11 protein-coding genes and 1 pseudogene are annotated in these 11457 nt (G+C 72.0%); 8 read left to right on the top strand and 4 right to left on the bottom strand.

Annotated features, from left to right (window positions below; translation table 11 throughout):
* The 4 genes and pseudogenes from ACWGN5_RS40850 to ACWGN5_RS40835 all read left to right on the top strand — a co-directional run.
* Positions 1-679 (top strand): annotated as a pseudogene (locus ACWGN5_RS40850) (MFS transporter); the annotation flags it as partial.
* Between the two features lie 17 nt (positions 680-696).
* Complete coding sequence (locus ACWGN5_RS40845) at positions 697-813, top strand: SGM_5486 family transporter-associated protein (protein ID WP_369143493.1); 117 nt, start codon at positions 697-699, stop codon at positions 811-813.
* Between the two features lie 191 nt (positions 814-1004).
* Positions 1005-1208 (top strand): hypothetical protein, encoded by a 204-nt coding sequence (locus ACWGN5_RS40840; protein ID WP_453523813.1) that lies wholly within the window; start codon positions 1005-1007, stop codon positions 1206-1208.
* 35 nt (positions 1209-1243) lie between these two features.
* Positions 1244-1762: a SixA phosphatase family protein gene (locus ACWGN5_RS40835; RefSeq protein WP_453523810.1), complete on the top strand. Its 519-nt coding sequence runs from the start codon at positions 1244-1246 to the stop codon at positions 1760-1762.
* 131 nt (positions 1763-1893) lie between these two features.
* Here ACWGN5_RS40835 and serB read toward each other — a convergent pair whose 3' ends face one another.
* Positions 1894-3111, bottom strand: coding sequence for a phosphoserine phosphatase SerB (serB, locus tag ACWGN5_RS40830; RefSeq protein ID WP_453523807.1), 1218 nt, complete (start codon positions 3109-3111; stop codon positions 1894-1896).
* A 208-nt stretch (positions 3112-3319) separates the two neighbouring features.
* Here serB and ACWGN5_RS40825 point away from each other — a divergent pair, with 208 nt between their 5' ends.
* A complete protein-coding gene (locus tag ACWGN5_RS40825; RefSeq protein ID WP_453523804.1) occupies positions 3320-5890 on the top strand; it encodes an FHA domain-containing protein in 2571 nt (856 codons plus the stop codon).
* A gap of 61 nt (positions 5891-5951) precedes the next feature.
* On the opposite strand, the gene ACWGN5_RS40820 is transcribed toward ACWGN5_RS40825, so the two are convergent.
* The 3 genes from ACWGN5_RS40820 to ACWGN5_RS40810 form a co-directional block, all read right to left on the bottom strand.
* The gene (locus ACWGN5_RS40820) at positions 5952-6743 is read right to left on the bottom strand and encodes a transglycosylase SLT domain-containing protein (RefSeq protein WP_453523801.1); all 792 of its coding nucleotides are present in this window, start codon (positions 6741-6743) and stop codon (positions 5952-5954) included.
* Between the two features lie 288 nt (positions 6744-7031).
* A complete protein-coding gene (locus ACWGN5_RS40815; RefSeq protein WP_453523797.1) occupies positions 7032-8111 on the bottom strand; it encodes an S-adenosylmethionine:tRNA ribosyltransferase-isomerase in 1080 nt (359 codons plus the stop codon).
* On the bottom strand, positions 8108-8806 hold the full coding sequence (locus tag ACWGN5_RS40810) for an SDR family NAD(P)-dependent oxidoreductase (protein WP_453523794.1): 699 nt from the start codon (positions 8804-8806) through the stop codon (positions 8108-8110). Before ACWGN5_RS40810 ends, ACWGN5_RS40815 begins: the two co-directional genes overlap by 4 nt.
* A 173-nt stretch (positions 8807-8979) precedes the next feature.
* On the opposite strand from ACWGN5_RS40810, the gene ACWGN5_RS40805 reads away from it, so the two are divergent.
* From ACWGN5_RS40805 to ACWGN5_RS40795, 3 genes are all read left to right on the top strand, one after another.
* On the top strand, positions 8980-10125 hold the full coding sequence (locus ACWGN5_RS40805; protein ID WP_453523791.1) for a GAF domain-containing sensor histidine kinase: 1146 nt from the start codon (positions 8980-8982) through the stop codon (positions 10123-10125).
* Positions 10118-10762: a response regulator gene (locus ACWGN5_RS40800; protein WP_369143484.1), complete on the top strand. Its 645-nt coding sequence runs from the start codon at positions 10118-10120 to the stop codon at positions 10760-10762. Before ACWGN5_RS40805 ends, ACWGN5_RS40800 begins: the two co-directional genes overlap by 8 nt.
* Positions 10763-10926: 164 nt before the next feature.
* Entirely contained in the window at positions 10927-11166 is a 240-nt protein-coding gene (locus tag ACWGN5_RS40795; RefSeq protein ID WP_453523787.1) for a chaplin, read from the top strand.
* The last annotated feature ends 291 nt before the right edge of the window (positions 11167-11457 follow it).

The following is an 11457-nucleotide window of genomic DNA, read 5'->3' as shown; positions in this document are numbered from 1 at the left end:
GACCCGCGCACCGCAGGCCCGCGCACCGCAGGCCCGCGCACCGCAGGCCCGCGCACCGCAGGCCCGCGCACCGCGGACCCGCGCACCGCAGGCCCCCGCGCCGCGGATCACCCGCAGCCGCACCGCCTGGGCGCTCGGCGTCTTCTTCGGCCTCCAGGCCACCGGCGCCTACATCACCATGGGCTGGATGCCGCAGATCTTCCGCGACTCCGGCGTCCCCGCCACCACCGCGGGCGTGCTCCTCGCCGTCACCATGGTCATGGGCGTCCCGCTCGCCTTCGTCATCCCCCGGCTCGCGACCCGGATGAAGAACCAGGGCCGGATCGTCGTCGCCCTCGGCCTGTGCGGACTCACCGGCTACACCGGACTCTTCCTGGCCCCCGCCGCCGGAGCCTGGGCCTGGGCCGTACTCCTCGGCATCTCCAACTGCTCCTTCCCGCTCGCCCTCACGATGATCGGCATGCGCTCGCGCACCGGCGCCGGCGTCGTCCGGCTCTCCGCCTTCGCGCAGAGCGTCGGCTACCTGATCTCGATCCCCGGCCCCCTCCTCGTCGGCGTGCTCTACCAGCACAGCGGTGGCTGGGGACTGCCCATCGCCCTCATGGGCGGACTGATGGTGCCGCAGATGATCGTCGGAACCCTGGCGGGCAGGGACCGGACGGTCGAGGACGAATGCTGAGATGTAAGACTGTTCCCATGCCAGTCCTCGAACCCAACCCCCAGAACGGCCAGAAGAAGCTGCTCATCGTGCTCGGCGCGATGCTCGGCATCTCGGTCGTCATCGCCGTCATCGCCACCTTCGCCTCCCCGTGACGGTCCGGCTCCCGTGAGCTTCCGCCGTCCCGCGCACCGGGCGGCGGCCCCCGGAGGTGGGGACAACCCCCGCATCCCCTAGGGGGTGGGTCTCAGGGTGAAGTGGGTGGATCACCGGATGTGCCGGAGGAAGCGCGATCCGTACGTTGGTGACAACGGCGAAAGCGCGGAACTCACCCACGGAGGCGGCCATGTCGGCCCCCACGCACCCCGGCATCCGGACCACGACCACCGGCGTCGACACCCGGCTGCCCTGGTGGGCCCTCGCCCTCCCGGCAGCCGCCTTCCTCGCCCTCCTGGTCCTCATGACCGGGTCGGGCGAGACCGGCGCGACCCTGGGTGACCCGGCGGTCGGCCGGGTCCTGGAGCACGTCTGGCAAACGCTCTCTCTCTGAGTCGGAGTGGCCGGTTTCGTGCGAAGCTGTGGACCATGAGCGTCGATACACCCCGCAGCATCGTGGTGCTCCGGCACGCGAAGGCAGACTGGAACGACTCTTCCGACCACGAGCGACCGCTCGCCGACCGAGGCCGCAAGGACGCCCCGGTGGCCGGCCGCAAGCTCGCCGACAGCGGCATCGCCTTCGACCTGGCCCTCTGTTCGACCGCCGCCCGCACCCGCGAGACCTGGAAGCTGGCCGTCCACGAGCTGCCCGCGCGCCCCAAGACGGTGTACGAGGAGCGGATGTACGAGGCCTCCCTCGGCGAGCTCATCGCCCTGGTCAACGAGACCCCGGACACGGTGAACAACCTCCTGCTCATCGGCCACAACCCCGGCATGCACGCGCTCGCCGACGCCCTCGCCGGCGACGCGGAAGGCGACACCCTCGCCCGGATGAACCGCAGCGGCTTCCCGACCTCCGCCTTCGCCGTCGTCACCTTCAACGGCTCCTGGAAGTCCGTGGAGCACGGCGTCGGCCGGCTCGTCCACTTCTGGACCCCGAACGCCTGATCCCGTACGGCTGGTCCCGTACGCCTGATCCCGTACGGCTGATCCCGTACACCTGATTCCTCACGGAAGCCCTCACGGAGGAGGGCCCGGGCGTCGACCGACACCCGGGCCCTCCTCCGTACCCCCACCGCTCAGTGCGGCAGGTCCTCCTCGCCGACGTCCGCGGCCTCGACCTCTTCGCGCGTGATGCCCAGCAGATACAGCACGGTGTCCAGGAACGGCACGTTCACCGCCGTGTGCGCCGCCTGACGCACCACCGGCTTCGCGTTGAACGCCACCCCGAGCCCGGCCGCGTTCAGCATGTCCAGGTCGTTGGCCCCGTCGCCGATCGCCACCGTCTGCGCCAGCGGCACCCCCGCCTCCGCGGCGAACCGGCGCAGCAGCCGTGCCTTGCCCGCCCGGTCGACGATCTCGCCGGTCACCCGGCCGGTGAGCTTCCCGTCCACGATCTCCAGGGTGTTGGCCGAGGCGAAGTCGAGCCCGAGCCGTTCCTTCAGATCATCGGTGACCTGCGTGAACCCGCCGGAGACGACACCCACCTGGTAGCCGAGCCGCTTGAGCGTACGGATCAGGGTCCGGGCGCCGGGCGTCAGCCGCACCTCGGCACGGACCTTGTCGACCACCGAGGCGTCGAGACCCGCGAGCAGCTCTACGCGCGCGTGCAGCGACTGCTCGAAGTCCAGCTCGCCGCGCATCGCCGCCGCCGTCACCTCGGCGACCTTGTCCTCGCAGCCCGCGTGCGCGGCGAAGAGCTCGATCACCTCGTCCTGGATCAGGGTCGAGTCGACGTCCATGACCACGAGCCGCTGGGCCCGCCGGTGCAGACCGGCGGAGACCACGGCCACGTCGACGCCGACGGAGTGCGCCTCCGTGGCGAGCGCGGTCCGCAGCGGCTCGGTCTCGCAACCCGAGACGGCGAACTCGACCGCCGTCACCGGGTACTTGGCGAGGCGGAAGATGCGGTCGATGTTGCCGCCGGTCTCCGCGATCCGCGCCGCTATGGCCGCCGTCTGCTCCGCGGTCAGCGGGTGGCCGAGCACGGTGACGTGCGAGCGTCCCTCGCCACGGGGACGGTTGTCGCCCGTGCCGGAGATGATCTCGGCCTGGAGCTTCAGCGACTCGGCCCAACTGTGGACGGTGGCCCGGAGCTCGCCCTGCGAGGCGACGGTCGGCTCGGTGACGAGCGCGCACAGGACGAGGCGGCCACGGGAGACCACCTGCTCGATGTCCACGACGTCGACGGAGTAGGCGGCGAGGGTGTCGAAGAGTCCCGCGGTGATCCCGGGACGGTCCTTCCCGAAGATCTTGACGAGAAGGGTGGGAACGTCTGAGGTCTGCGATGCGCTCATGGTGGTTCCACCGTATCGGGCACCGTGTGTCACCCGAGCCCCCGTCCCGCCCTGCGGACACCCGACTGGTCCAGGGCTTGTCCCGGGCTTGCCCCGAAGGTCTTCACGCGGCCCGACTTTCCGAGACGGGACCGGGCCTGAAATAGTTCCCCAGGATGATTCGCCATCCCTGGACTCCCGAAGACGGGGGTACATCGGGGGACAAGTAGTGGGGCATGGAGTGCCAGAACTCGTACTGGAATTGAACGGCAGGACCTGGACGCTCGATCCGTCCCGGTCGTACACCCTGGGCAGGGACCCTCAGGGTGACCTGGTCATCGACGACGCCAGGGTCTCGTGGCGCCACGCCACCATCAGCTGGGGCGGCCGGAGCTGGGTCATCGAGGACCACGGCTCCACGAACGGCACGTTCCTGCAGGGCCAGAGGATCCACCAGGTGGAGATCGGTCCCGGTTCGGCCGTCAACCTCGGCAACGCGACCGACGGCCCGCGGCTGAATCTCGCCGCCACCGGCGCGGCCGCCGCGCCGCAGCAGGCACCGCAGCAGCAGGTGCCCCAGCAGCAGGCACCGGCCCAGCAGGCCCCCGCGCACCAGGCGGCCGGGGCTGCCGCCGCGCAGGCCGACTGGGCGACGCACCAGGCGCCGCCGCAGCAGCAGGCCTGGCAGCAGGCCCAGCAGCCGCCCGCCCACCAGCAGGTCCCGCACCAGCAGGGGCCCGGGCAGGGCGGCCCCGCCGGCGCCGCGGGTGCGCCGTCGCCGTACGGCGACCACCGCAGCCCGACGACCTTCTACCAGCTGGACCTCGGCCGCGTGATGCGGATCGGCCGTGCCCTCGAGAACGAACTGGTCGTCTCCGACCTCCAGGTCTCGCGGAACCACGCCGAGTTCCACGCGACGCCCGACGGCCGCTTCGAGATCCGCGACCTCGGCTCGCACAACGGCACGTACGTCAACGGCCAGCCGATTCCCAAGGGCGGCACCGCCCTCCTCGGCCCGCAGGACATCGTCGGCGTCGGCCACTCGACCTTCCGCATCGTCGGCGGGCAGCTGGAAGAGTTCGTCGACACCGGCTCGGTCTCCTTCTCGGCCCGCCACCTCACGGTCACCGTCGACGGCGGCAAGCAGATCCTCAAGGACGTCACCTTCGGCGTCCCGGAGAAGTCGCTGATCGGCGTCATCGGCCCGTCCGGCTCCGGCAAGTCCACCCTGCTCAAGGCGCTGACCGGCTACCGCCCGGCCAACGAGGGCGATGTCCTCTACGACAACCGAAGCCTCTACAAGCAGTTCGCCGAGCTGCGCCAGCGCATCGGTCTGGTTCCGCAGGACGACATCCTGCACAAGGAGCTGACCGTCGTGAAGGCGCTCCGCTACGCGGCCAAGCTCCGCTTCCCCGGCGACACCGCCACGGCCGAGCGCGAGGCCCGCATCGACGAGGTGCTGCGCGAGCTCAAGCTCGACATCCACAAGGAGAAGAAGGTCACCTCCCTCTCAGGTGGCCAGCGCAAGCGCGTCTCCGTCGCCCTGGAGCTCCTCACCAAGCCCTCGCTGATCTTCCTGGACGAGCCGACCTCCGGCCTCGACCCGGGCATGGACCGCGACGTCATGCAACTGCTCCGCGGCCTCGCGGACGACGGCCGCACGGTCCTCGTCGTCACCCACTCGGTGGCCGAGCTGGGCCTCTGCGACAAGCTGCTCGTCATGGCGCCCGGCGGTTCCGTGGCGTACTTCGGCCCGCCGGAGGAGGCGCTGAACTTCTTCGGCTACTCCACCTGGGCCGACGTCTTCTCCGCCTTCGAGAACTACCGCGACTACGACTGGGCGGGCCGCTGGAAGGGCTCGCAGCACTACCAGATGTACGCCGCGGACATCGACGCCGTCGCCGCGCAGCCCGTCCAGATCGCGCCGCAGGCCATGGCCCGCCCGCCGAAGCCGCAGGGCTGGGGCTCGCAGCTGTGGACCCTGATCCGCCGCTACGTGTCGGTGATCGCCTCCGACAAGGGCTTCATGGCCCTCATGGTGATCCTGCCGGCCGTCCTCGGCGCCGTGTCCGTCGTCATCCCCGCGGACTTCGGCCTCGGCAAGCCCACGCCGCCGTCCCGCTTCAACGGCGACGCCGGCACGATCATGCTGATCCTCGCGGTCGGCATGTGCTTCTCCGGCGCGGCCAACTCCGTCCGAGAGCTGATCAAGGAACGGGTCATCTACGAGCGGGAGCGCGCCGTCGGCCTGTCCCGCTCCGCGTACCTGATGTCCAAGGTCATCGTCCTCGGCCTGATCACCGCCTTCCAGGGCGTGATCATCTGCGGCATCGGCTTCTCCACCCGCGCGCTGCCCGAAGAGGGCCTGTTCATGCCGCCGGCCGTCGAGCTGTGCGTCCAGGTCATCGCCCTCGGCCTGACCTCGATGATGGTCGGCCTGGTCATCTCCGCGCTCGTGAAGACCGCCGAGAAGACCATGCCGCTGCTCGTCATGTTCGCGATCATCCAGGTCGTGTTCACCGGCATCCTCTTCCAGGTGTACGGCTCGCCCGGCCTGGAGCAGTTCGCCTGGCTCATGCCCTCCCGCTGGGGCATCGCCGGCGCCGGCACCACCCTCGACCTGGCGCACCTGATGCCGCCGTGGGACCACAAGGACCCCACGAACACCGACCCGCTGTGGGAGCACACGGTCGGCCAGTGGAGCCTCGACCTCGGCATCCAGCTGTTCATGGCGACCGTCTGCTGCGTCCTCGTGGCGCGGCTGCTGCGCCGCCATGAGCCCGAGGTCATGCGCAAGTGACGACAGCCCCGAAGGGCGGCACCCCGTGCGGGGTGCCGCCCTTCGGCATGTCCGGGGCGACTCAGTACGCGCTGTTGACGTTGTCGATCGAGCCGTAGCGGTCGGCCGCGTAGTTGGCGGCGGCGACGATGTTGGCGACCGGGTCGTACTGGTCGAACTTGGTGCCGGGGATGTGGTACGCCTTGAAGGTCGGGTAGATCACCTGGAGCAGGCCCTTGGACGGGACGCCGTTGATGGCGTTGATGTCCCAGTTGTTGATGGCGTACGGGTTGCCGCTGGACTCGCGCATGATGTTCCGGTGCAGGCCGTTGTAGGTGCCCGGGATGTTGTGCTTGTCCATGATGTAGAGCGCCTCGCGGATCCAGCCGTCGAGGTTGTTCGCGAAGACCGGGGTGCGGGCGACGGAACGGCTCGCGGCGGCCTTCTCGGCGGCGCGCTTCTTCGCGGCGGCCTTGGCCTTCGCCTCGGCCTTCGCCTTCGCGGCGGCCTTCGCGACAGCCTTCGCACGGGCGTCGGCCTTGGCCTTCGCGTCGGCCTTGGCCTTCGCGTCGGCCTTCGCCTTGGCGGCGGCGGCCTTGGCCTTCGCCGCCGCCTCCTGCTTGGCCTTCAGGCTGATCGCGTCCTGCTGCTCGTCGAGGCTGGCGGCCAGCGCCTTCGCCTGCGGGCTGGCGGCGTCGTACGACCAGGCGACCTGCTGCGTACCGGCCAGAGCCTGCGGCTCGGTCTCGGTCGAGCCGTTGCCCGGGACGAGGGAAAGGGTGAGAGCTGCGGCGCCAAGGGCGGCGACGCCGGCGATCGTGGCCTTGTGGGTCTTCTTCAGACCACGATAGTGGCCAGGGGTGTTCGCAGACATGCAGGACTACCTCTTCGAATCGCTGGGGGTCGCTCGGCCGGGGCGGCGCTGCGCCTGCTCGGCGGCGACGGGGCAATTCTTAGCGGCAGCAAAATCCTGTGGCAAAGGTGTGACGTACGAACCCGGGTAGTGGATCAGGGGCCCGTGCACGAGCCACACAAAGCCCCCTGTGCCCCCTTTCCTCCGTCGATTTCCGGCGTCAAGGGGTCCACTAGGGGGCTTCGTAAGTGATGTGCGTCCTATGCGCGGCCTCACATCGGGCACGTAACAAACTCACCAGGCGTTGCGTCAGCAATGCACAGCGTGAGACCCCTCCTCCGGAAGGAGGAGATGGACGTCGCCGAACTCGTGCCAGAGGTACCGGCCCCGCACCGCGGCGGCGTACGCGCTCCGCAGCGCGGGCCGCCCGGCGACCGCCTCCAGCATCAGCAGATGCGAGGCCTCGGGCTCGTGCAGCCCGGTGAGCAGCCCGTCCACGACCCGAACCCCCCGCGCCGGCGTCACCACGAGCCCCGTCCACCCCTGAGCACCCCGCACGACCCCCTCGGGCCCCGCAGCCGACTCGAGCGCCCGTACGACGGTCGTCCCCACCGCGATCACCCGGCCGCCCCCGGCGCGGGCCGCGTTCACCAGGGCCGCCGTCGCCGCCGGGACCTCGAAGCGCTCCGGGTACGGCGGCTCGTGGGCCTCCGCCGACGACACCCCCGTATGAAGGGACAGCGGAGCGATCCGTACGCCCCGGTCGACCAGCTGCGCCACCAGACGGGCCGTGAACGGCCGCCCCGCACTCGGCATCTCCGCCGAGCCCGCACCATCGGGGGAAGGGCGCGCGAAGACCGTCCGGTACGCCGACAGGGGCTGGTCCCGCTCCGTGTACCCGTACCGGATGGCCCGCCCGTACCGTCCGAGCAGCCCCGGCACGTCCGCCTCCGCCCGCGCCCACCACAGCCGCCCGCTCCCGGGCACCAGCGGCTCCGCGAGCACCAGGCGCGCCCCACCCGGCAGCCGCACGACCGCCCCCGCAGGACCGCCGCCACGCGGGCGCGTACTGCCCGCCCCGTCCGGCGTCCGCAGCTCCACGGCCCACCGCCCGTCGTCCCCGCGGGTCGAGAAGTGCACGACCACCGGCTCCCCGCCGGGCCCGGGCCCCAGGAACCCGTCCACGGCCGCCGCCAGCGTCGCCGAGGTGTTGACGACGAGCACGTCCCCGGCCCGCAGCAGCCCGGGCAGCTCCCGGAAGGAGTGGTGCGACACCGCCTCGCCCCGCGACACCAGCAGCCGCACGTCGTCCCGGCCCCGCCCGGGCCCCCGCTGCTCGGCCGGCACCCGCGCCGACAGCTCCGCCGGAACCCGTACCGCGAGGCTCATCGTGATTCCAGGAAGGCCGGCGCCGAGTACCGCCCGCTCACCGGCCGCTCGTCGAGCAGCCGCAGGAAGACCGGGGCGACCTCGTCCGGGGCCGGCGTCCCCGACAGGTCCTCGCCGGGCTCCGCGGCCGCCAGCATGTCCGTCCGCATACCGCCCGGATCCACCCACCAGACCCGCAGCCCCGGCTCCTCCACCGCCAGCACCGCCGACAGCTGGTCGAGCGCCGCCTTCGTCGCCCCGTACGCGCCCCAGGTCCGGTACGCCTCCGCCGCCGCGTCCGAACTCAGGTTGACCACCGCACCGGCGGACGAGGCACGCAGCAGGGGCAGCGCCTCCTGAAGGAGCCCCAGCGGGGCCACCACATTGACCTCCAGGGCGGCCCGGAACCCGTCCAGCGAGTGGCGGTCGAGCGGCACGAGCGGCTCGGCCCCGAGGATCCCCGCGTTGTTCACCAGCAGATCGAGCCCGCCGAGCTCCCGCGCCGCCGCCACCAGCTCCCGCCGGTGCGCCGCGTCCGTCACGTCCCCGGCCAGGGCCACCACCCGGGCGCCCCGCGCGCGTGCCGCCTCCGCGCTCTCCTCCAGTACGTCCGCCTTGCGCGCGTCGAGCACCAGATCCCAGCCCCGCCCGGCGAGCGCCGTGGCCAGCGCCCGCCCCAGACCCCTCGACGCACCCGTGATGATCGCGACTGCCATGACGTCCATCCCCTCTTCCCTGTGGATGGCTCAAGCCTCCGGCCGCACCCGCGCCCACCGCCTCGTCCCCGGGCCCGGACCGCCGAGGGCACTTCGACCTAGGTCCCGAGACCTGCGCCGCCCTCGTCCCCAGGCGGATACGGACCGTCACACCCCGCCGGTACCGTGAACACATGAGCCATCGACCGAGCTCCGGCCTGGCCGCCGTGAGCACCGCCCTCCTGGCCATGAGCCGCCATCTGGAGGTCCGCGACGTCCTCAAGACGATCGTGGCCTCCGCCCGCGAGCTGCTCGACGCCGAGTACGCGGCCCTGGGCGTCCCCGACGACCACGGCGGCTTCGCCCAGTTCGTGGTCGACGGCGTCAGCGACGAGCAGTGGAAGGCCATCGGCCCGCTGCCCCGCCAGCACGGCATCCTCGCGTCGATGCTCCACAAGGCGGAGCCCGAGCGGCTCGCCGACGTCCGCAAGGACCCCCGCTTCGAGGGCTGGCCCGACGCCCACCCCGAGATGTCCGACTTCCTCGGCCTGCCCGTCCGGGACGGCGACGAGATCCTCGGCGCCCTCTTCCTCGCCAACAAGCGCTGCCCCAAGCCCGACGGCGGCTGCGGCTTCACCGCCGAGGACGAGGCACTCCTCTCGATCCTCGCCCAGCACGCGGCCATCGCCCTCACCAACGCCCGGCTGTACGAGCGCAGCCGTGAGCTCACCATCGCCGAGGAGCGCTCCCGCCTCGCCCACGAGCTGCACGACGCCGTCAGCCAGAAGCTGTTCTCGCTCCGGCTGACCGCCCAGGCCGCCGCCGCCCTCGTCGACCGCGACCCGGCCCGCGCCAAGGGCGAGCTCCAGCAGGTCGCCGCGCTCGCCGCCGAGGCCGCCGACGAGCTGCGCGCCGCCGTCGTCGAACTGCGGCCCGCCGCCCTCGACGAGGACGGCCTCGTGCACACGCTGCGCACCCAGATCCAGGTCCTCGACCGCGCCCACTCCGCCCGGGTCACCTTCGAGAGCCCCGGAACCCGGGCCCTGCCCGCCGCCCAGGAGGAGGCCGTCCTCCGGGTCGCGCAGGAGGCCCTGCACAACGCCCTGCGGCACGCGGACGCGGGACTCGTCAGGGTCTCCCTCACCCGCAGCGGCCAGGGCGCACGGCTCACCGTCACCGACGACGGCAAGGGCTTCGACCCGCGCACGGTCCGCCGCGCCGGCCGCCACCTCGGCCTGGTCTCCATGCGGGACCGGGCGAGCGGCGTCGGCGGCAGACTCACGGTGACCTCGGCCCCGGACCAGGGCACCACGATCGAGATGGAGGTCCCCGGTGGCTGACAAGCCGATCCGTGTCCTGCTGGTCGACGACCACCAGGTCGTCCGCCGAGGCCTGCGCACCTTCCTTGAGGTGCAGGACGACATAGAGGTCGTGGGGGAGGCCTCCGACGGCGCCGAAGGGGTCGCCAGGGCCGAGGAACTCCGGCCCGACGTGGTCCTCATGGACGTGAAGATGCCGGGCACGGACGGCATCGAGGCGCTCAAGCGGCTCAGGGAGCTCGCCAACCCCGCCAGGGTCCTGATCGTCACCAGCTTCACCGAGCAGCGGACGGTCGTCCCCGCGCTCCGCGCCGGAGCCTCCGGATACGTCTACAAGGACGTCGACCCCGACGCCCTGGCCGGCGCGATCCGCTCCGTCCACGCCGGGCACGTCCTCCTCCAGCCCGAGGTCGCGGGCGCGCTCCTCGCCCAGGAGGACTCCCACGGGGGTACGGGGCGGGGGCCGTCCCTCACGGAGCGGGAGCGCGAGGTCCTCGGCCTGATCGCGGACGGCCGGTCCAACCGCGAGATCGCCCGCGCCCTCGTCCTCTCCGAGAAGACGGTCAAGACGCACGTCTCGAACATCCTGATGAAGCTCGACCTCGCGGACCGCACCCAGGCGGCGCTCTGGGCGGTGCGGCACGGCCTCACCACCTGACCCGCGCGGAAACGCTCCCGTCACACGCCGGGGCGCACGACCGTTCAGTCCTTCATACCGTCGTGTGTATGTCCCCCGTTCGGCGCAACCCGGCGGGGGCTGCGGCGTTCTCCATGGCGTGCTGCGGCGGACCGCCGCAGCGATTGACCAGGAGGAAGTACCAAGTGATGAACCTCAAGAAGGCCGCTGCCCTCACCATGGTCGCCGGTGGCATCGTCGCCGCCGGTGCCGGTGTCGCCTCCGCGAACGCGGACGCCGACGGGCACGCCCTCCACTCGCCGGGCGTCGGCTCCGGCAACGTGGTGCAGGTCCCGGTCCACGTCCCCGTGAACGTCTCCGGCAACACGGTCAACGTGATCGGCCTGCTCAACCCGGCCTTCGGCAACGGCGCCGTCAACGGCTGACCGCCCCCCACGAACCCCCGACCCCAGCCGATCCCCCTGGGGCCGGGGGTTCGCCGTCCCCGTTGCGGGCTGCGCCCACCCCTCGTTGTGGGCATGCGTTCCGCAAGGGGCGGTGCCCACCCCGTTGTGGGCATGCGTTCCGCCGGGGCGGAACGGGTGGGCACAACGGAACGGCGCCCCTGCCGGCGCCCGAGGCTCCCGCGCCTGGACCCGCACCCGGTGTGCACCGCCGCTCGGGGTGCGGGTCCAGGCGCGGAACGCGGAGGCGCCGCGAGAGGGCGCCGTCCCGTG

It is taken from the genome of Streptomyces sp. NPDC055815 (assembly GCF_053616475.1).
This window is presented reverse-complemented; position numbering and strand designations above follow the sequence as displayed.

Coding starts and splice junctions, on each gene's coding strand:
- ACWGN5_RS40845 (WP_369143493.1), top strand. CDS start 697: ATGCCAGTCCTCGAACCCAACCCCCAGAACGGCCAGAAGAAGCTGCTC.
- ACWGN5_RS40840 (WP_453523813.1), top strand. CDS start 1,005: ATGTCGGCCCCCACGCACCCCGGCATCCGGACCACGACCACCGGCGTC.
- ACWGN5_RS40835 (WP_453523810.1), top strand. CDS start 1,244: ATGAGCGTCGATACACCCCGCAGCATCGTGGTGCTCCGGCACGCGAAG.
- serB (WP_453523807.1), bottom strand. CDS start 3,111: ATGAGCGCATCGCAGACCTCAGACGTTCCCACCCTTCTCGTCAAGATC.
- ACWGN5_RS40820 (WP_453523801.1), bottom strand. CDS start 6,743: ATGTCTGCGAACACCCCTGGCCACTATCGTGGTCTGAAGAAGACCCAC.
- ACWGN5_RS40815 (WP_453523797.1), bottom strand. CDS start 8,111: ATGAGCCTCGCGGTACGGGTTCCGGCGGAGCTGTCGGCGCGGGTGCCG.
- ACWGN5_RS40810 (WP_453523794.1), bottom strand. CDS start 8,806: ATGGCAGTCGCGATCATCACGGGTGCGTCGAGGGGTCTGGGGCGGGCG.
- ACWGN5_RS40805 (WP_453523791.1), top strand. CDS start 8,980: ATGAGCCATCGACCGAGCTCCGGCCTGGCCGCCGTGAGCACCGCCCTC.